This window comes from Kitasatospora sp. NPDC088861 (genome assembly GCF_044750105.1).
Taxonomy (GTDB): Bacteria; Actinomycetota; Actinomycetes; order Streptomycetales; family Streptomycetaceae; genus Kitasatospora.
Map to the genome: position 1 here is coordinate 124,659 of NZ_JBIVJF010000003.1, position 20,000 is coordinate 144,658.

Here is a 20,000-nt window from a genome sequence, read left to right on the forward strand (position 1 = left end):
CGAACGGACAACGTGCGAAGACGGAGGTGTGTGCCCCATGGCCGGTGAGGTTCGCCAGCTGGACGACCGCAAGCTCGCCGTGCTCCGCGCGATCGTCCAGGACTACGTGGGCACCGAGGAGCCGGTCGGCTCCAAGGCCCTGGTGGAGCGGCACAACCTCGGAGTCTCCCCGGCGACCGTCCGCAACGACATGGCGGCGCTGGAGGAGGAGGGCTACATCCACCAGCCGCACACCAGCGCCGGGCGCATCCCCACCGACAAGGGGTACCGCCTGTTCGTCGACAAGCTCGCCGAGGTCAAGCCGATGAGCGCCCCCGAGCGCCGGGCGATCCGGCACTTCCTGGACGGCGCCGTCGACCTGGACGACGTGGTCATGCGGACGGTGCGGCTGCTCGCCCAGCTCACCCGGCAGGTCGCGGTGGTGCAGTACCCCTCGCTGTCGCGGTCCACCGTCCGGCACATCGAGCTGGTGGCGCTGGCCCCGACCAAGGTGATGCTGGTCCTGATCACCAACACCGGCCGGGTCGAGCAGCGGATGGTCGACTGCCCGGGCCCGGTCGGCGAGACGGTCCTGGCAGACCTGCGGGCCCGGATCAACGCGCGGGCCGTCGGCCAGCGGCTGCCGGACGTGCCGGGGTTCCTGGAGGAGCTCCCGGCGGGTTTCGAGCCGCCGGACCGCCCGACCGTCAGCACGGTCCTGGCGACGCTGTTCGAAGCGCTCGCCGAGCAGAACGAGGAGCGGATCATGCTGGCCGGCACGGCCAACCTGACCCGCTTCGGGCACGACTTCCCCCTGACCATCCAGCCGGTGCTGGAAGCCCTGGAGGAGCAGGTCGTCCTGCTCCGCCTCCTGGGTGAGACGGCGGACGCCGCGATGACGGTCCGGATCGGGCGGGAGATCGCCTACGAGGGGCTGAATTCCACCTCGGTGGTGTCGGTCGGTTACGGTTCGGGCGACGAGAGCGTGGCCAAACTGGGTGTGATCGGTCCGACCCGGATGGACTATCCGGGCACAATGGGGGCGGTGCGTGCGGTGGCGCGGTACGTGGGCCAGATCCTGGCCGAGTCGTAGCACAGGCCGCCGTCGGAACCTCTGACGGCGGTGTCCAGTCGCAGCACTACTACAGGCGGAACAAGCGGAGCATTTGGTGGCCACGGACTACTACGCGGTACTCGGCGTCCGACGGGATGCGGGGCAGGACGAGATCAAGAAGGCCTTCCGGCGCCTGGCACGCGAACTGCACCCGGACGTCAACCCGGACCCGAAGACGCAGGAGCGGTTCAAGGAGATCAACGCCGCTTACGAGGTGCTCTCCGACCCGCAGAAGCGCCAGGTCTACGACCTCGGAGGTGACCCGCTCTCGCCGGGCGGCGGGGGCGCGGGCGGCTTCGGCGCGGGGGCGGCCGGCTTCGGCTTCTCCGACATCATGGACGCCTTCTTCGGCGCCGCGGCCGGCCAGCGCGGCCCGCGCTCGCGCACCCGCCGCGGCCAGGACGCCATGATCCGGCTGGAGATCACCCTGGAGGAGGCCGCCTTCGGCACCACCAAGGAACTCCAGGTCGACACCGCCGTCACCTGCACCACGTGCAGCGGCGAGGGCGCGGCCCCCGGCACCTCCGCGCAGACCTGCGACATGTGTCGCGGCAGGGGCGAGGTCTCCCAGGTCACCCGGTCGTTCCTGGGCCAGGTCATGACCTCCCGTCCCTGCCCGCAGTGCCAGGGCTTCGGCACCGTCGTGCCGACCCCGTGCCCGGAGTGCGCCGGCGACGGCAGGGTCCGCGCCCGGCGCACCCTGACCGTCAAGATCCCGGCCGGTGTCGACAACGGCACCCGGATCCAGCTGGCCGGCGAGGGCGAGGTCGGCCCCGGCGGCGGCCCGGCCGGCGACCTGTACGTCGAGATCGCCGAGACCACCCACACCGTCTTCCAGCGGCGCGGGGACGACCTGCACTGCACCGTCACCATCCCGATGACGGCCGCGTCCCTCGGCACCCAGGTGCCGCTGCAGACCCTGGACGGGCTGGAGGAGGTCGACATCCGGCCCGGCACCCAGTCCGGCCAGTCGATCCCGCTGCACGGCCGCGGCATCACGCACCTGCGCGGCGGCGGCCGGGGCGACCTGATAGTGCATGTCGAGGTGCAGACGCCCACCAAGCTCGACCCCGAGCAGGAGGAGCTGCTGCGCCGGCTCGCGGTGCTGCGCGGCGAGGAGCGGCCGTCCGGCCAGTTCGCGCCGGGCCAGCAGGGCCTGTTCTCGCGCCTCAAGGACGCGTTCAACGGCCGCTAGGCCCTAGGCCGGGGCCGCTACTGGGCCCTGGCCGTCCGCGCGGGGGTGCCGGGTTCTGCCCGGCGCCCCTTTCGCGTTCCCGATCCGCCCCACCCCCGGAGGTTCCCCGCATGACCGCCCCCGTCTTCGTCGTCGAGACCGAGCGGATCGCCGCCGCCGCGCCCGGCTCCGTGGTGCGCCTCGACGGGCCGGAGGGGCGGCACGCGGCCGCGGTGAGGCGGCTGGCGGCGGGCGAGGCGGTGACCCTCGCCGACGGGCTGGGCCTCGGGGTGGACGGGACGGTCGCCGCGGTGCTCGGCAAGGACGCGATCGACGTCACGGTGGCCGCCGTCCGCCGGGAGCCCGAGCCGGCGCCGCGGATCGTCGTCGTCCAGGCGCTGCCCAAGGGCGACCGCGGCGAGCTCGCGGTGGAGACCATGACCGAGGTCGGCGTGGACGTGATCGTCCCGTGGGCCGCCTCGCGCTGCATCACGCAGTGGAAGGGCGACCGGGGCGCCAAGGCACTCGCCAAGTGGCGGGCCACCGCCCGGGAGGCCGGCAAGCAGTCCCGCCGGCTGCGCTTCCCCGAGGTGCGCGAGCCGGCGACCACCCGGCAGCTGGCGCCGCTGCTGGCCGGGGCCGCGTTCGCCGCCGTGCTGCACGAGGAGGGCGCCGAGCCGCTGGCGCTGGCCGCGCTGCCCGCGGCCGGGGACGTGGTGCTGGTGGTCGGCCCGGAGGGCGGGGTCTCCCCGGAGGAGCTGGCCGCGTTCGCCGAGGCGGGTGCCGGGCCGTACCGGCTGGGCCCCTCGGTGCTGCGCACCTCCACCGCCGGGGTGGCCGCCGGCGCCCTGCTGCTGGGGCGCACCGGCCGCTGGTCGTAGCCGGCCCGCCCGTGCGGTCGGAGTCTGCCCGAACCGGCCCGCGCCGTGCGCGCACGTGCCTACGCTGACCGCGTGACGGAACCCCTGAGCACCTCCGCGGGCGCCTACCTGCGCCACCCCCATCTGCACGGTGACCTGGTCACCTTCGTCGCCGAGGACGACGTCTGGCTGGCCCCGCTGGACGGTGGCCGGGCCTGGCGGCTGACGGCCGATCACGTGCCCGTCCGGCACCCCCGGTTCGCCCCCGACGGGCGGCACATCGCCTTCACCTCCACCCGGGACGGCGCGCCCGAGGTGCACGTGGTGCCGGTGGACGGCGGGCCGTCCCGGCGGCTCACCCACTGGGGCAGCGAGCAGACCGAGGTGCGGGGCTGGACGGCCGACGGGCGCCCGATCGCCCTCACCACCGCCGGCGAGGCGACCCTGCGCCGCAGCTGGGCGCACGCCGTGCCGCTGGACGGCGGCGAGTCGGTGCGGCTGCCGTACGGGCCGGTCGGCGGGCTCGCCTTCGAGCCGGGCGGCGACCGCGTGCTGCTGGGCACCGTCAACAACCGCGAGCCGGCCTGGTGGAAGCGCTACCGGGGCGGCCGGGCGGGCAAGTTGTGGATCGGGCGGGACGCATTCGTCCGCGTCCACGAGGAGTTGGACGGCCAGCTCGACTCGCCGCTGTGGGTGGGGGACCGGATCGCCTTCCTCTCCGACCACGAGGGCGTCGGCGAGCTCTACTCCAGCCTCCCGGACGGCTCCGACCTGCGCCGCCACACCACCGACCCGGACGGCTTCTACGCCCGCAACGCCGGCACCGACGGCACCCGGACGGTGTTCCACCGGGCCGGCGACGTCTGGCTGCTGGACGACCTGGCGGGAGCCGCGCCCCGCCGCCTCGACATCCGGCTGGCCGGCCCGCGCAGCGGCCGTCGCCCCCGCCCGGTGCACGCCGCGCACTGGCTGGAGTCCGCCGCCCCCGACCGCACCGGCCGGGCCGGCGCCGTGGTGGTGCGCGGCGACGTGCACTGGCTGACCCACCGCGAGGGCCCGGCCCGGGTGCTGGACGAGACCCCGGGGGTGCGCGGGCGGCTGGCCCGGGTGGTGCCGGGCGAGGACGGCGCCCAGGGCGTGCTGTGGGTGTCCGACGCCGAGGGCGAGGACGCCCTGGAGTTCGCCCCCGACGCGCAGGGCGCCGAGCGCCGCCGGCTGGCCGCCGGGCGGATCGGCCGGGTCAACTCCCTGGCGGTGTCCCCGGACGGCAAGCAGGCCGCGCTCGGCGTGCACGACGGCCGGGTCCTGCTGGTCGCGCTCGCCGACGGCACCGTGCACGAGCTGGACCGCAGCGCCGACGGCGAGGTCAGTGGGCTGGCCTTCAGCCCGGACTCGGCCTGGCTGGCCTGGTCGCGGCCGGTGCACCGGCTGGGCCCGTACTCGCTGCGCCAGATCGTGCTGGCCGACCTGGTGGCCCGGACGGTCGGCGAGGTCACCCAGGAGCGCTTCATCGACACCTCGCCGGCCTTCACCGCGGACGGCCGCTACCTGGCGTTCCTGTCGGTGCGCAACCTCGACCCGGTCTACGACTCGCACGTCTTCGACCTGTCGTTCCCCAACGGCTGCCGCCCGTACCTGATCACGCTGGCCGCCGACACGCCGTCCCCGTTCGGGCCGCAGCGGGCCGGGCGCCCGCTCGGCGGGGAGGAGGACGAGCTGCGCGGCAGGAGGGCGGACGGCGAGGAGGCCGCCGGCGACGCCGCGCCGGTGACCAGGGTCGACCTGGACGGCATTGCGGACCGGATCGTCCCGTTCCCGGTCGAGGGCGGCCGGTTCGACGCGCTCAGGGCGGCCAAGGACGGCGTGCTGTGGACCCGCGCCCCGCTGCTCGGCGAACTCGGCGACGAGGCGGCCTCGCCCGAGGACGAGCGGCCCCGGCCGGTGCTGGAGCGCTTCGACCTGAAGAAGCGCCGCGTCGAGCAACTGGTGCACGGCGTGGACGGCTTCGCGGTCAGCGGGGACGGCACCCGGGTGGCCGTGCTGGACGGGGGCGAGCTGCGGATCGTCCCGGCCGAGCACAAGGCGGGTGGTGAGGACGACGAGGTGGGCGTCGACCTGGCCCGGCTGCGGGTCACCGTCGACCCGGCCGCCGAGTGGCGGCAGATGTACGCCGAGAACGGCCGCCTGATGCGCGACAACTTCTGGCGCCCCGACCTCGGCGGCGTCGACTGGGCCGGCGTGCTGGACCGCTACCGGCCGCTCGTGGAACGCCTCGGCTCGCACGACGACCTGGTCGACCTGCTCTGGGAGGTGCACGGCGAGCTCGGCACCTCGCACGCCTACGTCATCCCGTACGGCCGGTACACCGAGCCGGCCCGGCGCCAGGGCCTGCTCGGCGCGGACCTCGCCAAGGACGGCGACCGGTGGCGGATCGCCCGCATCCTGCCCGGCGAGTCCTCCGACCCCCGGGCCCGCTCGCCGCTGGCCGCGCCCGGCGCCGCGATCCGCCCGGGCGACGCGGTCCTCGCCGTCAACGGCCGCCCGGTGGACCCGGTCACCGGCCCGGCCCCGCTGCTGGCCGGCACCGCCGGGCAGCCGGTCGAGCTGACCGTGGCCGGCAAGGACGGCACCGACCGGCGCCACCCGGTGGTCGTCCCGATCGCCGACGAGGAGCCGCTGCGCTACCACGACTGGGTGGCCGGGCGGCGGGCCGCGGTGCGCGAGCTGTCCGGCGGCCGGCTCGGCTACCTGCACATCCCCGACATGCAGTCGGCCGGCTGGGCCCAGATCCACCGCGACCTGGCCGTGGAACTGGCCAGGGACGGCGTGATCGTCGACGTCCGGGAGAACCGCGGCGGCCACACCTCGCAGCTGGTGATCGAGAAGCTCGCCCGCCGGATCGTCGGCTGGAACGCCATCCGGGACACCGACCACCCGGTGCCCTACCCCCTCGACGCCCCGCGCGGGCCGGTCGTCGCGCTCGCCAACGAGTTCTCCGGCTCGGACGGCGACGTCGTCAACGCCGTCATCCAGACGCTCGGCATCGGCCCGGTGGTCGGCACCCGCACCTGGGGCGGGGTGATCGGCATCGACAGCCGCTACCACCTGGTCGACGGCACCCTGGTCACCCAGCCCAAGTACGCGTACTGGCTGGAGAACTACGGCTGGGGCGTGGAGAACCACGGCGTCGACCCGGACGTCGAGGTGCCGATGGCCCCGCACCAGTGGGCCGCCGGCGAGGACCCGCAGCTGGCCGAGGGCGTCCGGATCGCCCTCGCCGCGCTCGCCGCGGCCCCGCCCCGCACGGCCCCGCCGATGCCCTGGGCGTAGGGCGCGCCCCCGCCGCCCCGGCGGGCGGGAGAGCAGCCGAACGGGAGGTCGGCCCGGCCGACTTCCCGCTAGGCTGCGCCCGTACGGCCCCAGACCAGACACGAACCGAGGAGAAGCCGATGGCCGGCGAGCCGCAACCCGACTGCCTGTTCTGCAAGATCGTTGCGGGCGAGATCCCGGCGACCGTGGTGCGCAAGACCGAGCGCGTCCTCGCCTTCCGCGACATCGCCCCCAAGGCGCCGCTGCACGTCCTGGTCATCCCGCACGTCCACTACCCGAACGCCGCCGCGCTGGCCGCCGCCGAGCCGGAGATCGCCGGTGAACTCCTCGCCGAGGCGGGCGCGGTGGCCAGGGACGAGGGCATCGAGGACTACCGGCTGATCTTCAACACCGGCGCCGGCGCCGGCCAGACGATCTTCCACGCCCACGTCCACGTGCTCGGCGGCAAGCCGATGACCGAGAACATGGTCTGACCTACGTGTCACAGCGCGAACTCGTCGTCCTCGGCACCGCCAGCCAGGTGCCCACCCGGCACCGCAACCACAACGGCTACCTGCTCCGCTGGGACGGCGAGGGCCTGCTGTTCGACCCCGGCGAGGGCACCCAGCGGCAGATGCTGCTGGCCGGCGTCTCGGCCACCCAGATCACCCGGATCGCCGTGACGCACTTCCACGGCGACCACTGCCTGGGCCTCGCCGGGGTGATCCAGCGGATCAACCTGGACCGCGTCCCCCACCCGGTGGACGTCTACTTCCCGGCCTCCGGCGAGGTCTACTTCGAGCGGCTGCGGCACGCCACCGCCTACCACGAGACGGCCGTCCTGCGGCCCCGGCCGATCGACGAGCCGGGCCCGCTGCCCGCGCCCGGTGCCCGCTTCGCGCTGGACGCCGTGCGGCTGTCGCACCCCGTGGAGTCCTTCGGCTACCGGCTGTCCGAGCCGGACGGCCGCCGCCTGGTGCCCGAACGCCTCGCCGCGCTGGGCGTCTTCGGCCCCGCGGTCGGCCGCCTCCAGCACGAGGGGGCGATCGAGGCGGACGGCCGGCGGGTCACCCTGGAGGAGGTCAGCGAGCCCCGGCCGGGCCAGCGCTTCGCCTTCGTGATGGACACCCGGCTCTGCGACGGCGTGTACGAACTCGCCGAGGGCGCCGACCTGTTGGTCGCCGAGTCGACCTTCGCCGACGCCGACGCCCGGCTCGCCGAGGAACACGGCCACCTCACCGCCGGGCAGGCCGCCAAGGCCGCCGCCGAGGCCGGTGTGCGCACCCTGGTGCTGACCCACTTCTCCCAGCGCTACCCGGACCTCGGCCAGCACCTGGCCGACGCCCGCAAACACTTCGACGGCGAGCTGGTGATCGCCGCCGACCTCACCCGGGTGCCCGTCCCCGTCCGGCGCCAGCCGTGAACCCGGCCCGCACCCCGTGAAAAGCGCTCGCGCCGCCCCCCGATCTGCCGCAGCATCGTCGGGTGCGGCCCCGCCGCCCGCCGCGGCGACCACGTGCGCGGCGTACCCTGGTGCCCCGGAGAGACCGATCGGCACACGACACCACGGATGGGATGAGGCAGGCCCAGCGCCGACCTATGAGTGACACATCGCAGACCCGTACGAACGGACAGTCGCGCCCCGAACCGGCCGACGACGGTCGCGTCAGCGCCCGGATCGTCATCCCCGAGAAGCACCCGATGGTCACCCTGCTCGGCACGGCGGACTCGCTGCTGCGCGTGATCGAGCAGGGCTTCCCCGCCGCCGACATCCACGTCCGCGGCAACGAGGTGACCGCCACCGGAGCGCGCGCCGAGGTCGCCCTCGTGCAGCGGCTCTTCACCGAGATGATGCTGGTGCTGCGCACCGGCCAGCCCTTGACGGAGGATTCCGTGGAGCGCTCCATCGCCATGCTCCGCGGTGCCGCGGAGGACCCGGACAGCCCGGCGCCGTCCCAGGTGTTCACCGCGAACATCCTGTCCAACCGGGGCCGCACGATCCGCCCCAAGACCCTCAACCAGCAGCGCTACGTCGACGCGATCGACAAGCACACGATCGTCTTCGGCCTCGGCCCGGCCGGCACCGGCAAGACCTACCTCGCGATGGCCAAGGCCGTCCAGGCCCTCCAGGCCAAGGAGGTCAACCGGATCATCCTGACCCGCCCGGCCGTCGAGGCGGGGGAGCGGCTGGGCTTCCTGCCCGGCACCCTCTACGAGAAGATCGACCCGTACCTGCGCCCGCTGTACGACGCGCTGCACGACATGATGGACCCGGACTCCATCCCGCGCCTGATGGCGGCCGGCACCATCGAGGTCGCGCCGCTGGCGTACATGCGCGGCCGCACCCTCAACGACGCCTTCATCATCCTGGACGAGGCCCAGAACACCTCGCCCGAGCAGATGAAGATGTTCCTCACCCGCCTCGGTTTCAACTCCCGGGTGGTGGTCACCGGCGACACCAGCCAGATCGACCTCCCGGGCGGCACCCGCAGCGGCCTCAAGGTCGTCCAGGACATCCTGGCCGACGTGCCCGACATCCACTTCTCCGTCCTCACCAGCACCGACGTGGTCCGCCACAAGCTGGTCGGCCGGATCGTGGACGCCTACGAACGCTGGGACGCCAAGCAGGAGGCCGAGGAGAACTCCTCGCCCGCCCGCAAGCCGGCCCAGCGGCGCGGCTCCCGCGCACCCCGTCAGTCCCATCGCACCGAAAGCTGAGTACGCAGCCCGTCATGTCGATCGACATCGCCAACGAGTCCGGTTGGGACGCCGATGAGGAAGCCATCCTCGACGTCGCCCGCTTCGCCCTGGACAAGATGCGGATCCACCCGCAGTCCGAACTGTCCGTGATCCTGGTGGACGGAGCGGCGATGGAGGAGCTGCACATCCAGTGGATGGACCTCCCCGGCCCCACCGACGTGATGTCCTTCCCGATGGACGAGCTTCGCCCCGGCAAGGAGGGCGAGGAACTGCCGCAGGGCCTGCTCGGCGACATCGTGCTCTGCCCGGAGGTCGCCGAGCAGCAGGGCAAGGCGGCCCCCTCCAAGCACTCGATGGACGAGGAGCTCCAACTGCTCACCGTCCACGGGGTGCTGCACGTCCTCGGGTACGACCACGAGGAGCCCGAGGAGGAGGAGGAGATGTTCGCCCTCCAGAAGCGCATCCTGGACGACTGGCGGGCGGGCCGGGGCCTCGGTGGTCTCTCCCCGGCCCCCACCACCCACTGAGCGCGGAGCCCGAACCCCTGTGAGTGGTGAAAGTACGAGCTTCATCCTCGGTGCCGTGCTCCTCGTCGTCCTCGGCTGGCTGGCCGCGTGCGCCGAGGCGGGCATCTCCCGGGTCTCCCGGTTCCGGGCGGAGGAGGCCGTGCGGGCCGGGCGGCGCGGCTCGGCCCGGCTGCTGACCGTCGCCTCCGACCCGATCCGCTACCTCAACCTGGCGACCCTGATCCGGGTGGCCAGCGAGATGGCGGCGGCCGTCCTGGTCACCGTGGTGTGCGTGCGCAACGTGGAGCCGATCTGGCAGGCCGTGCTGCTGGCGTTCGGCGTGATGGTGCTGGTGTCCTTCGTCGCGGTGGGGGTCTCGCCGCGCACGATCGGGCGCCAGCACCCGCTCACCACCGCGACCGCCGCCTCCTTCGTGCTGCTGCCGCTGGCCGCGGTGCTCGGCCCGATCCCGCGGCTGCTGATCCTGCTCGGCAACGCGCTGACCCCGGGCAAGGGCTACCGGGAGGGGCCGTTCGCCTCCGAGGCCGAGCTGCGGGCGCTGGTCGACCTCGCCGAGAAGGACGACCTGATCGAGGACGAGGAGCGCCGGATGGTGCACTCCGTCTTCGAGCTGGGCGACACCATCGTCCGCGAGGTGATGGTGCCGCGCACCGACCTGGTGATGATCGAGCGGCACAAGACCGTCCGGCAGGCGCTCACCCTGGCGCTGCGCTCGGGCTTCTCGCGGATCCCCGTGGTCGGGGACAGCGAGGACGACGTGGTCGGCATCGTCTACCTGAAGGACCTGGTCCGGCGCACCCACATCAACCGGGAGGCGGAGTCCGAGGAGGTCGGCGCGGTGATGCGCCCGGCCGTCTTCGTACCGGACTCCAAGCCGGCCGGCGACCTGCTGCGCGAGATGCAGCAGCGCCGCTCGCACGTGGCGATCGTGATCGACGAGTACGGCGGCACGGCCGGCCTGGTCACCATCGAGGACGTCCTGGAGGAGATCGTCGGCGAGATCACCGACGAGTACGACCGGGAGATCGCGCCGGTGGAGGACCTCGGTGACGGCTCGTACCGGATCACCGCCCGGCTGCTGGTGGAGGACCTGGGCGAGCTCTTCGGCATCGAGCTGGAGGACGAGGACGTCGAGACCGTCGGCGGCCTGCTGGCCAAGCACCTCGGCCGGGTGCCGATCCCCGGCTCGGCCTGCGAGATCCCGCTGCCCGAGCCCGCCGGCACCGGGCTGACCGGCATCCTGCTGACCGCCGAGTCCTCGGCCGGGCGCCGCAACCGGATCGGCTCGATGGTCGCGACTCCGGTCCGCAAGGCCGCGGAGGCCGGGGCGGAGCCCGGCGAGTAGCGGTCGCGCCCCGGCGGAGCGACCATGGACAGCATGACGCATCAACTTCGCGCGGAGTACGGCCCGCAGGGTGCGACCGGCGGGGTCAAGGTCTGGCACGTGGTGCGCGACGGCGACCCCGCGACGGCGCTCTGCGGCCGCAGCCTGGCCGACGACGCCGAGACGCGGCCCGAGCAGGAGTGGGGCACCGGGCTGCGCTGCTGCCAGCAGTGCGGTTCGCTCTACATGCACGAGGTGCCGCACATGCAGGGGAGCCATCCCTACAGCTAGGCCGGCGTGGCCGGCAGGCCGGCCAGGCCATGGTGGAGGTCACCATGAAGCTGCAAGACGAACTGCCCGTGAACAGCCGGCTCGCCACGGTGTGGCGGATCGGGGCGGGGCTCGGGGGGATCTTCCTGATCGTGTTCGGGTGCCTGGGGCTGGCCGATCACCCGGGCTTCCTGGCCACCCACGGTGACCGGATCGCCGGGCTGTCGACCAACGGGGCGCTGAGCATCCTGTCCATCGTGGCGGGCGCGATCCTGGTGGCGGGGGCGGTGGTCGGCGGCAACTTCGCGTCCAACCTGAACATGGTGGTCGGCGTGCTGTTCGTCCTGTCCGGCTTCTACGGCCTGGCGGTGCTCGGGCGGCCGGACGCCAACATCCTGAACTTCCGGATGTCGAACGTGCTGTTCGCCTTCATCTTCGGGGTGATCCTGACGACCTTCGGGATGTACGGCCGGGTGAGCAGCCACCTGCCGCACGACAACCCGTTCTGGCGCGAGCGCGCGGAGCACGAGACGGCGAGGCCGTCCGGGCCGAAGACCTTCGTCAAGGTCCTCAATCCGAACCCCGGTCCGACCCACCCGGTCGGCCACTGAGTGCCCGCGGGGGCCGCCTATGCTCGGCGGCATGAGTGACATCGTCGAGCTCGACCCCGAAGACAAGAAGATCATCACCCTGGCCCGCTCGGCCCGCGCCCGCAACGGCGTCGCCGAGGGGGCCGCGGTGCGTGACGAGACCGGCCGGACGTACGTGGCCGGGACGGTCGCGCTGGAGTCGCTCCGGCTGAGCGCGCTGCAGACGGCGGTGGCGATGGCGGTGGCCAGCGGTGCGAAGTCGCTGGAGGCGGCGGCCGTGGTGAGCGAGGCGGAGCAGCCGGCCGAGGCCGACCTGGCGGCCGTCCGGGACCTCGGCGGGGCCGGGACGCCCGTGCTGCTGGCCGGTGTGGACGGGACGCTGCGGGTGGCGGCCGAGGCCCGCTGAGGGCGGCTGGGGCCCGCCGGCCTGATGCCGCGGCCCGCAGCGGGTCTGCTGGGGCCCGCTGCGGCGGGCGATGGCGGCGGCCTGGCGAACACCTGCCCGAACCGAGCCGATAGTCTCACCGGGGGAGTGAACTCGGTGAGGGGGCTGGGCACATGGGGGCGGTGGCGTTCTTCGCCGGGCTGCTGCTGTTCGTGATGGGGATGGGCAAGTGGCAGGAGACCGGCTCGCCGTACTGGCTCTGGGGTTCGGTCGCCTTCCTGGTGCTGCTGGTGGTGATGTCGGTGGTCTCGCGGGGTGGCCGCAAGGGCTGATCGGGCGGTGCGGGCGGGCCCGGACAGCGCGACTCCGGTGATCAGGGAGAATGGAGCACATGAGTGCCCCTTCCTCCTCGTACCGCTCCGGCTTCGCGTGCTTCGTCGGCCGACCCAACGCGGGCAAGTCGACCCTGACCAACGCTCTGGTGGGGACGAAGGTCGCGATCACCTCCGACCGCCCGCAGACCACCCGGCACACCGTGCGCGGCATCGTGCACCGCCCGGACTCCCAGCTCGTCCTGGTCGACACCCCCGGCCTGCACAAGCCGCGCACCCTGCTCGGCGAGCGCCTCAACGACCTGGTCCGCAGCACCTGGGCCGAGGTCGACGTGATCGGCTTCTGCCTGCCCGCCGACCAGAAGCTCGGCCCCGGCGACAAGTTCATCGCCAAGGAACTCGCCGAGGTCAAGAAGACCCCCAAGGTCGCCATCGTCACCAAGACCGACCTGGTCGACTCCAAGCGGCTCGCCGAGCAGCTGATCGCCATCCACCAGCTCGGTGAGGAACTGGGCATCGAGTGGGCCGAGATCATCCCGGTCTCGGCCGTCGGCGACAAGCAGGTGGAACTGGTCGGCGACCTGATCACCAAGCTGCTGCCGGAGGGCATGCCGCTCTACCCGGACGGCGACCTCACCGACGAGCCCGAGCAGATCATGGTCGCGGAGCTGATCCGCGAGGCCGCCCTGGAGGGCGTCCGGGACGAGCTGCCGCACTCGCTGGCCGTCGTGGTCGAGGAGATGCTCCCGCGCGAGGGCCGCCCGGCGGACCGCCCGCTGCTGGACATCCACGCCAACGTCTACATCGAGCGGCAGAGCCAGAAGGCGATCGTCATCGGCGCCAAGGGCGCGCGGCTCAAGCACGTCGGCACCACCGCCCGCAAGCACATCGAGGCGCTGCTCGGCACGCCGGTCTACCTGGACCTGCACGTCAAGGTGGCCAAGGACTGGCAGCGCGACCCGAAGCAGCTGCGCAAGCTCGGCTTCTGAGCCCCGGTTCCCAGCGAAGGCCCGCCCGGATCCGTCGATCGGGCGGGCCTTCGGCGGGTCCGGGGGCCGGTGGGGCTACGCGCCCTCGCGCAGGACCAGCGACACCAGCTCGCGCTGCGAGTCGGTGAGCTTCGGGTCGGCGCAGTAGACCGTCCGGCCGTCGACGGTGATCTCGTAGTGGAAGCCGTCCGGCACCCCGTACGAGGGCGCCCGCAGCCCGCCCGCGACGGCCTCGCGGGCGAGCGCGTGGACGTGCGGGGCGTCCGTGCGGTCGACGGTGTCGAGTTCCGCATGGCGGACGATCCCCGCGAAGCCGCCGGTCCGGGTCACCTGGATACGCATGGTGTCCATGGTGCTACCAGGGGAGGGAGTTTGCCGGTCTTTTCCCGGACCGTGACCTTAAGCGCGGCTCAACCCGGTCTCAACCGGTCCTCGGTCGGGGCCGTCGTCGGGGCCGCCGCCGAGGCCTGAGGGGTTCCGCCTGAGGGGTTCAGCCGGGGCTGACGCCCACCTGCGCCCAGGAGGCCGTCACGGTGTCCGCCACCGAGGACTGGTCGGGGTAGCGGGCCTTGGCGGCGGCCACGGTGGCTCGGGCGAAGGCGGTGAAGTCGGCGTCGGCGGCCAGCCGGCCGCCGGTCAGGGCGTCGTACCAGATCCGCCCGGCGCGGTCCCAGGCCTGGCCGCCGAGGGCGGTGGCCAGCAGGTAGAACGCGTGGTTGGGGATGCCGGAGTTGATGTGCACGCCGCCGTTGTCGTCGGTGGTGTCCACGTAGTCCCGCATGTGCGCGGGCTGCGGGTCCTTGCCGAGCCGGGGGTCGTCGTAGGCGGTGCCGGGGGCCTTCATCGAGCGCAGCGCCACGCCCTGGATGCCGGGGGCGAGCAGACCGGCGCCGATCAGCCAGTCGGCGTGGGCGGCGTCCTGGCCCAGCGAGTGCTGCTTGACCAGCGAGCCGAAGACGTCGGAGACCGACTCGTTGAGCGCGCCGGGCTGGTCCTGGTACTGCAGGCCGGCGGTGAACTGGGTGACGCCGTGGGTGAGTTCGTGGCCGATGACGTCGACGCAGGCGGTGAAGTCGCCGAAGATCTCGCCGTCGCCGTCGCCGAAGACCATCTGGTGGCCGTTCCAGAAGGCGTTGTCGTAGTCCTGGCCGTAGTGCACGGTGGCGTCCAGGCGCAGCCCCCGGTTGTCGATCGAGCGGCGGCCGAAGACGGTGGCGTACAGGGCGAAGGTGTCGCCGAGGCCGTCGTAGGCGTGGTTGACGGACTGGTCGGCGACCGGGGCCTGGCCCTCGGTGCGGACGGTCCGGCCGGGCAGCCGCTGGCTGTGGGCGGTGTCGGCGATCAGCCGGCTGGGGGTCGGGCCGGTGCTGACGGGCGGGGGAGGGGCGAGGCGGGCCGCGCGGTGCGCGGTGTCGAGCAGGAGGGAGCGGACGGCGGGCTCGTGACCGGCCTCGGCGAGGCGGTCCAGGACGTACGGCGGGACGATCGCGCAGATCGGAACTGCTGCAGTCATGTGGCCCAGGGTGAGGCCTCGATGACCGGTTGTCACCACTCTTGGCGTGACCGGTCGGTGTCTCAAGGGGTGGAACGGTGGCCCGGATCACTTCGGGGGCGCGCGGCCCTGGGTTACGCTGGGGCCATCATGCGCAACGGGCTGCTTCTTCTTAGCTGCCGCGTCGAGGGCCTGTAGTCCACAGGGCCGGCTCCCTCGCCGCGGGGATCGAGCTGTGCGCGTCATCCGGCGATCCAACGGAGGGTCGCGAGCGGCAGCTGCCGGCCAGTCGGTGTTGACCACCCCGACCCGCCCCCGCACCACGCATCACAGGAAGCCGAGAGTCATTCCATGACCGAGCAGAGCTCCGCCGCGCCCATCCCCGCCGGTCGCGCCTTCGTCGACCGCCCCACCCCGATCACCGCCGCGTCCGTGCGCCAGCTGCCCTCCGGCATGCGGTACGGGCGCTACCTGCCGTTCGACACCGTCGACCTGCCGGACCGCACCTGGCCGAGCAAGGTGATCACCAAGGCGCCGCGCTGGCTCTCCACCGACCTGCGGGACGGCAACCAGGCGCTGATCGACCCGATGTCCCCGGCCCGCAAGCGCAAGATGTTCGACCTGCTGGTCGCGATGGGCTACAAGGAGATCGAGGTCGGCTTCCCGTCCTCCGGCGCCACCGACCACGCCTTCGTGCGGTCGCTGATCGAGGAGGGGGCGATCCCCGAGGACGTCACCATCTCGGTGCTGACGCAGGCCCGCGAGGAGCTGATCGAGAAGACCGTCGAGTCGCTGGTCGGCGCCCCGCGCGCGACGGTCCACCTGTACAACGCGACGGCGCCGCTGTTCCGCCGGGTGGTGTTCCGCAACGACCGGGCCGCGACCAAGGCGATCGCCACCGACGGCACCCGGCTGGTGATGGAGTACGCCGAGAAGCTGCTGGGCGAGGAGACCGTCTTCGGCTACCAGTACTCGCCGGAGATCTTCGTGGACACCGAGCTGGACTTCGCGCTGGAGGTCTGCGAGGCGGTCATGGACGTCTGGCAGCCGGGCGAGGGCCGCGAGATCATCCTGAACCTGCCGGCCACCATCGAGCGGGCCACCCCGAATGTGCAGGCCGACCAGTTCGAGTGGATGTCGCGCAACCTGTCGCGCCGCGAGTTCGTCTGCCTGTCGGTGCACCCGCACAACGACCGCGGCACCGCCGTCGCCTCCGCCGAACTGGCCTACATGGCGGGCGCGGACCGCATCGAGGGCTGCCTGTTCGGCCAGGGCGAGCGGACGGGCAACGTCGACCTGGTGACCCTGGGCATGAACCTGTTCTCGCAGGGCATCGACCCGCAGATCGACTTCTCCGACATCGACGAGGTGCGCCGCACCGCCGAGTACTGCAACCAGATGGAGGTGCACCCGCGCCACCCGTACGCCGGCGACCTGGTGTACACCTCCTTCTCCGGCTCGCACCAGGACGCCATCAAGAAGGGCTTCGACGCCCTGGAGGCGGACGCCGCGGCGGCGGGCGTCCCGGTGGGGGAGCACACCTGGGGCGTGCCGTACCTGCCGATCGACCCGAAGGACGTCGGCCGCACCTACGAGGCGGTCATCCGGGTCAACAGCCAGTCCGGCAAGGGCGGTGTGGCGTACGTCCTGAAGAACGACCACAAGCTGGACCTGCCGCGCCGGATGCAGATCGAGTTCTCCCGGATCATCCAGGCCAAGACCGACGCCGAGGGCGGCGAGGTCACCCCGGCCGAGATCTGGCGGGTCTTCGAGGACGAGTACCTGCCGACCCCGGACAACCCGTGGGGCCGGATCTCGCTGAGCGGTTCGCGCACCCTGACCACCGAGGACGGCCGGGACGCGCTGATCGCCGGCGCGCTGGTGGACTCGGTACCGGTGACCCTGACCGGTGTCGGCAACGGCCCGGTCTCCGCCTTCACGGACGCGCTGGCCCGGATCGGCCTGGACGTCCGCGTCCTGGACTACGCCGAGCACGCGCTGAGCGAGGGCGGCGACGCCCAGGCCGCCGCGTACGTCGAGTGCGCGGTGGACGGCAAGGTGCTGTGGGGCGTCGGCATCGACGGCAACACCGTGCTGGCCTCGCTGAAGGCGATCATCAGCGCCGTCAACCGGGCGCAGCGCGGGTAGTTCGTACGAGTGAGATGTGGCGGGGCCGTCCTCCGGGGCGGCCCTTCGCCGCGCCTGGGGCCAGTTGTGTCCTGCGCCACATTTTTTCGGGTCGGAAGCCGTTCGAGGTACTGACACGTGCCGGTAACCATGGCAACATCGATCCACCGGAAAGCCGGGTCGGTGGGACGGCCTCGGTGTCCGGTCGCGTGACCTGCCCATTGTTGTGCAGGCCGTCTGCCATGTCTGGGGAGTGGCGCCGTGACCAGGTTGTGGGGTGTTCGCCCGCGGTGGCGGACTGACGTTCTCGGTGACTTCTTCTGTCCGGGCTGTGGCGGGGACCGCAACTACCGCCGGCAGCACGGTCGGCGGTGGCTGCGGTTGCTGGGGACCCCGGTGGCCCCGCTCGGTCCGGTGATCGGCAGCGTGCAGTGCACCAGCTGCCACGGTCGCTACGGCGTCGAGAGCCTGGAACAGCCCACCTCCGTACGGCTCGGCGCGATGCTGCGGGACGCGCAGTACACCATCGCGCTCGCCCTGCTCGCGGCCGGCGGCACCGCGCACCGCGCGGCCCGCGAGGCGGCCTGCACGGCGGTGCGCGAGGCCGGGTTCGAGGACTGCGGCGAGGCCCAGGTGCTGGCCGCGCTCGCCGCGCTGTCCGGGCTCGGCGGCGAACTCTACGACGCCCACGGGATGGCCGGCGGCCTGGCCGTGGAACTGCACGCGGTGCTCGAACCGCTCGCCCCGCACCTGGCCCACCAGGGCCGGGAGCGGCTGCTGCTGCAGGGCGCGGCGATCGCCCTGTCCGACGGGCGCTACCTGCCGCAGGAGCGCGAGGCGCTGGCCGCGGTCGGGCGCTGTCTGGATCTACCGCAGTCGCGGGTCGGGGCGCTGCTGGAGGCGGCGACCCGGGCTCCGTACTAGACCTTCTCCGCAGTAACCCGGACGTCCTCCGCAGGACGGGACGTCCTCCGCAGTACCGGGCCCGCTCCGCAGTGCCGGGCCCGCCGCGCAACCCCCGAGCCATCTCCGATCCCCCACAAAACGGGCCCGAAATCCCCCTCCGGGCCCGCCGTGACCCGCACCGCTCGGTCCTCCCCCACGGACTCGGTGCGGGCAACACGGCTGTCGGCGGCCGGGGCGTGCCGTGGGGGAGAATGGCTCCCATGAGTCTTTTCCGGGACGACGGCGTCGTGCTGCGGGCGCAGAAGCTCGGCGAGGCCGATCGGATCATCACCCTGTTGACCCGGCACCACGGCAAGGTGCGGGCGGTGGCGCGCGGGGTGCGCAAGACCAAGTCCAAGTTCGGCGCCCGTCTGGAGCCGTTCTCGCACGTGGACGTGCAGTTTTTCAGCCGGGGGAGTGAGCTGATCGGCCGCGGGTTGCCGCTGTGCACCCAGGTGGAGACGATCGCGCCGTACGGCGGTTCGATCGTCACCGACTACGGCCGCTACACCGCCGGGACGGCGATGCTGGAGACGGCCGAGCGGTTCGCCGAGAACGAGGGCGAACCGGCCGTCCAGCAGTACCTGCTGCTGGTGGGCGCCCTGCGCACGCTGGCGGCCGGGCTGCACGAGTCGCACCTGGTGATGGACGCATTCCTGCTGCGCTCGCTCGCGGTGAACGGGTACGGCGCGAGCTTCACGGACTGCGCCAAATGCGGGCTGGAGGGGCCGAACCGTTTCTTCTCCCTTCCCGCGGGCGGGGTCCTCTGCCCGGACTGCCGAGTGCCCGGATGTGCCGTACCCTCCCCTGAGACACTGGTACTGCTCGGGGCGCTGCTGTCAGGGGACTGGCAGACGGCCGATTCCTGCGAGCCGAGGTACTGGCGGGAGGGCAGCGGCCTGGTCGCGGCCTATCTGCAGTGGCATTTGGAGCGGGGCATCCGCTCGATGAGATACGTGGAGAAGTGAGCACATGGCAGCGCGACGGCTCTTCGGCGGCGGCAAACAGAGGGAGTACCTCCCCCCGACCCCGCACCCCAGTGGCGCACAGCCCCCGAAGATTCCCGGCGAGCTGGTCCCCAGCCACGTCGCCATCGTGATGGACGGCAACGGCCGCTGGGCCAAGGAGCGCGGGCTGCCCCGCACCGAGGGCCACAAGGTCGGCGAGTCGGTCGTGCTGGACGTCCTCAAGGGCGCGATCGAGCTCGGCGTGAAGAACATCTCGCTGTACGCGTTCTCCACCGAGAACTGGAAGCGCTCGCCCGACGAGGTGAAGTTCCTGATGAACTTCAACCGGGACGTCATCCACCGCCGCCGCGACGAGATGGACGCGATGGGCGTGCGGGTCCGCTGGGCGGGCCGGATGCCGAAGCTGTGGAAGAGCGTCGTCCAGGAGCTCCAGGTCGCCGAGGAGCAGACCAAGGACAACGACGCCGTCACGCTCTACATGTGCGTCAACTACGGTGGCCGGGCCGAGCTCGCGGACGCCGCGGCGGCCCTCGCGGCCGACGTCGCCACCGGGAAGCTGGACCCGAAGAAGGTCAACGAGAAGACCCTCGCCAAGTACATGTACCACCCGGACATGCCGGACGTGGACCTGTTCCTGCGCCCCAGCGGCGAGCAGCGCACCTCCAACTTCCTGCTCTGGCAGTCCGCGTACGCCGAGTTCGTGTTCCAGGACGTGCTCTGGCCGGACTTCGACCGCCGCGACCTGTGGCGTGCCTGCGAGCAGTACGCGAGGCGCGACCGCCGCTTCGGCGGGGCGATCCCGAACGAGGTGCCCGAGCCGCTGGACCTGCCCACCCAGCGCTGACGCGGTACGGCGGCGGTACGGCGAAGGGCCCGTGGGAATCGCTCCCACGGGCCCTTCGCCGTACCGCCGCT

20 protein-coding genes are annotated in these 20,000 nt (G+C 72.7%); 18 read left to right on the forward strand and 2 right to left on the reverse strand.

All coding sequences use genetic code 11. The annotated features are described in order from the left end of the window. The first annotated feature begins 37 nt into the window (after nucleotides 1–37). The 14 genes from hrcA (at nucleotide 38) to era (ending at nucleotide 13,553) form a co-directional block, all read left to right on the forward strand. On the forward strand, nucleotides 38–1,072 hold the full coding sequence (hrcA, locus tag ACIP37_RS07335; RefSeq protein ID WP_063347523.1) for a heat-inducible transcriptional repressor HrcA: 1,035 nt from the start codon (nucleotides 38–40) through the stop codon (nucleotides 1,070–1,072). 76 nt (nucleotides 1,073–1,148) lie between these two features. Then, the gene (gene dnaJ, locus ACIP37_RS07340; protein ID WP_350878218.1) at nucleotides 1,149–2,288 is read left to right on the forward strand and encodes a molecular chaperone DnaJ; all 1,140 of its coding nucleotides are present in this window, start codon (nucleotides 1,149–1,151) and stop codon (nucleotides 2,286–2,288) included. A gap of 110 nt (nucleotides 2,289–2,398) precedes the next feature. Next, the gene (locus ACIP37_RS07345; RefSeq protein WP_363588252.1) at nucleotides 2,399–3,148 is read left to right on the forward strand and encodes a 16S rRNA (uracil(1498)-N(3))-methyltransferase; all 750 of its coding nucleotides are present in this window, start codon (nucleotides 2,399–2,401) and stop codon (nucleotides 3,146–3,148) included. 72 nt (nucleotides 3,149–3,220) lie between these two features. Beyond that, on the forward strand, nucleotides 3,221–6,457 hold the full coding sequence (locus ACIP37_RS07350; RefSeq protein ID WP_363629211.1) for a PDZ domain-containing protein: 3,237 nt from the start codon (nucleotides 3,221–3,223) through the stop codon (nucleotides 6,455–6,457). Between the two features lie 119 nt (nucleotides 6,458–6,576). Further along, nucleotides 6,577–6,930, forward strand: coding sequence for a histidine triad nucleotide-binding protein (locus ACIP37_RS07355; RefSeq protein WP_363588248.1), 354 nt, complete (start codon nucleotides 6,577–6,579; stop codon nucleotides 6,928–6,930). A 5-nt stretch (nucleotides 6,931–6,935) separates the two neighbouring features. Then, entirely contained in the window at nucleotides 6,936–7,859 is a 924-nt protein-coding gene (locus tag ACIP37_RS07360) for a ribonuclease Z (protein WP_363588246.1), read from the forward strand. 176 nt (nucleotides 7,860–8,035) lie between these two features. Further along, nucleotides 8,036–9,154 (forward strand): PhoH family protein, encoded by a 1,119-nt coding sequence (locus tag ACIP37_RS07365; RefSeq protein ID WP_400805391.1) that lies wholly within the window; start codon nucleotides 8,036–8,038, stop codon nucleotides 9,152–9,154. Between the two features lie 14 nt (nucleotides 9,155–9,168). Then, the gene (gene ybeY / locus ACIP37_RS07370) at nucleotides 9,169–9,663 is read left to right on the forward strand and encodes an rRNA maturation RNase YbeY (protein ID WP_063347517.1); all 495 of its coding nucleotides are present in this window, start codon (nucleotides 9,169–9,171) and stop codon (nucleotides 9,661–9,663) included. A gap of 19 nt (nucleotides 9,664–9,682) precedes the next feature. After that, nucleotides 9,683–11,008: a hemolysin family protein gene (locus tag ACIP37_RS07375; protein ID WP_063347516.1), complete on the forward strand. Its 1,326-nt coding sequence runs from the start codon at nucleotides 9,683–9,685 to the stop codon at nucleotides 11,006–11,008. A 33-nt stretch (nucleotides 11,009–11,041) separates the two neighbouring features. Continuing rightward, nucleotides 11,042–11,278 carry a hypothetical protein gene (locus ACIP37_RS07380; RefSeq protein ID WP_063351092.1) on the forward strand — a complete coding sequence of 79 codons (237 nt, stop codon included), beginning with the start codon at nucleotides 11,042–11,044 and terminating at the stop codon, nucleotides 11,276–11,278. Between the two features lie 44 nt (nucleotides 11,279–11,322). Next, entirely contained in the window at nucleotides 11,323–11,868 is a 546-nt protein-coding gene (locus tag ACIP37_RS07385) for a DUF4383 domain-containing protein (RefSeq protein ID WP_400805392.1), read from the forward strand. Between the two features lie 31 nt (nucleotides 11,869–11,899). After that, nucleotides 11,900–12,253, forward strand: a complete 354-nt coding sequence (locus ACIP37_RS07390) for a hypothetical protein (protein ID WP_063351091.1) — start codon at nucleotides 11,900–11,902, stop codon at nucleotides 12,251–12,253. A 152-nt stretch (nucleotides 12,254–12,405) separates the two neighbouring features. Beyond that, nucleotides 12,406–12,564, forward strand: coding sequence for a hypothetical protein (locus tag ACIP37_RS07395; RefSeq protein WP_159398424.1), 159 nt, complete (start codon nucleotides 12,406–12,408; stop codon nucleotides 12,562–12,564). A 59-nt stretch (nucleotides 12,565–12,623) separates the two neighbouring features. Continuing rightward, nucleotides 12,624–13,553, forward strand: a complete 930-nt coding sequence (era, locus tag ACIP37_RS07400) for a GTPase Era (RefSeq protein WP_363588241.1) — start codon at nucleotides 12,624–12,626, stop codon at nucleotides 13,551–13,553. A gap of 75 nt (nucleotides 13,554–13,628) precedes the next feature. On the opposite strand, the gene ACIP37_RS07405 is transcribed toward era, so the two are convergent. Next, a complete protein-coding gene (locus tag ACIP37_RS07405; protein ID WP_063351090.1) occupies nucleotides 13,629–13,895 on the reverse strand; it encodes a protealysin inhibitor emfourin in 267 nt (88 codons plus the stop codon). Nucleotides 13,896–14,043: 148 nt separating this feature from the next. Then, the gene (locus tag ACIP37_RS07410; protein WP_363588239.1) at nucleotides 14,044–15,066 is read right to left on the reverse strand and encodes a M4 family metallopeptidase; all 1,023 of its coding nucleotides are present in this window, start codon (nucleotides 15,064–15,066) and stop codon (nucleotides 14,044–14,046) included. A 330-nt stretch (nucleotides 15,067–15,396) separates the two neighbouring features. Here ACIP37_RS07410 and leuA point away from each other — a divergent pair, with 330 nt between their 5' ends. From leuA to ACIP37_RS07430, 4 genes are all read left to right on the forward strand, one after another. Then, nucleotides 15,397–17,193, forward strand: coding sequence for a 2-isopropylmalate synthase (leuA, locus tag ACIP37_RS07415; protein ID WP_350878208.1), 1,797 nt, complete (start codon nucleotides 15,397–15,399; stop codon nucleotides 17,191–17,193). Between the two features lie 360 nt (nucleotides 17,194–17,553). Then, a complete protein-coding gene (locus ACIP37_RS07420; protein WP_350878207.1) occupies nucleotides 17,554–18,096 on the forward strand; it encodes a TerB family tellurite resistance protein in 543 nt (180 codons plus the stop codon). 242 nt (nucleotides 18,097–18,338) lie between these two features. Next, nucleotides 18,339–19,085 carry a DNA repair protein RecO gene (gene recO, locus ACIP37_RS07425; protein WP_063347510.1) on the forward strand — a complete coding sequence of 249 codons (747 nt, stop codon included), beginning with the start codon at nucleotides 18,339–18,341 and terminating at the stop codon, nucleotides 19,083–19,085. 4 nt (nucleotides 19,086–19,089) lie between these two features. Further along, a complete protein-coding gene (locus ACIP37_RS07430) occupies nucleotides 19,090–19,929 on the forward strand; it encodes an isoprenyl transferase (protein WP_400805394.1) in 840 nt (279 codons plus the stop codon). Nucleotides 19,930–20,000: the final 71 nt, after the last annotated feature.

Excerpts from the sequence above, each read along its gene's own strand:
- ACIP37_RS07345 (WP_363588252.1), top strand. The coding sequence starts at position 2,399 with ATGACCGCCCCCGTCTTCGTCGTCGAGACCGAGCGGATCGCCGCCGCC.
- ybeY (WP_063347517.1), top strand. The coding sequence starts at position 9,169 with ATGTCGATCGACATCGCCAACGAGTCCGGTTGGGACGCCGATGAGGAA.
- ACIP37_RS07355 (WP_363588248.1), top strand. The coding sequence starts at position 6,577 with ATGGCCGGCGAGCCGCAACCCGACTGCCTGTTCTGCAAGATCGTTGCG.
- ACIP37_RS07405 (WP_063351090.1), bottom strand. The coding sequence starts at position 13,895 with ATGCGTATCCAGGTGACCCGGACCGGCGGCTTCGCGGGGATCGTCCGC.
- recO (WP_063347510.1), top strand. The coding sequence starts at position 18,339 with ATGAGTCTTTTCCGGGACGACGGCGTCGTGCTGCGGGCGCAGAAGCTC.
- ACIP37_RS07410 (WP_363588239.1), bottom strand. The coding sequence starts at position 15,066 with ATGACTGCAGCAGTTCCGATCTGCGCGATCGTCCCGCCGTACGTCCTG.
- ACIP37_RS07430 (WP_400805394.1), top strand. The coding sequence starts at position 19,090 with ATGGCAGCGCGACGGCTCTTCGGCGGCGGCAAACAGAGGGAGTACCTC.
- hrcA (WP_063347523.1), top strand. The coding sequence starts at position 38 with ATGGCCGGTGAGGTTCGCCAGCTGGACGACCGCAAGCTCGCCGTGCTC.
- ACIP37_RS07365 (WP_400805391.1), top strand. The coding sequence starts at position 8,036 with ATGAGTGACACATCGCAGACCCGTACGAACGGACAGTCGCGCCCCGAA.
- leuA (WP_350878208.1), top strand. The coding sequence starts at position 15,397 with ATGACCGAGCAGAGCTCCGCCGCGCCCATCCCCGCCGGTCGCGCCTTC.
- era (WP_363588241.1), top strand. The coding sequence starts at position 12,624 with ATGAGTGCCCCTTCCTCCTCGTACCGCTCCGGCTTCGCGTGCTTCGTC.
- ACIP37_RS07380 (WP_063351092.1), top strand. The coding sequence starts at position 11,042 with ATGACGCATCAACTTCGCGCGGAGTACGGCCCGCAGGGTGCGACCGGC.
- ACIP37_RS07390 (WP_063351091.1), top strand. The coding sequence starts at position 11,900 with ATGAGTGACATCGTCGAGCTCGACCCCGAAGACAAGAAGATCATCACC.
- ACIP37_RS07385 (WP_400805392.1), top strand. The coding sequence starts at position 11,323 with ATGAAGCTGCAAGACGAACTGCCCGTGAACAGCCGGCTCGCCACGGTG.
- ACIP37_RS07395 (WP_159398424.1), top strand. The coding sequence starts at position 12,406 with ATGGGGGCGGTGGCGTTCTTCGCCGGGCTGCTGCTGTTCGTGATGGGG.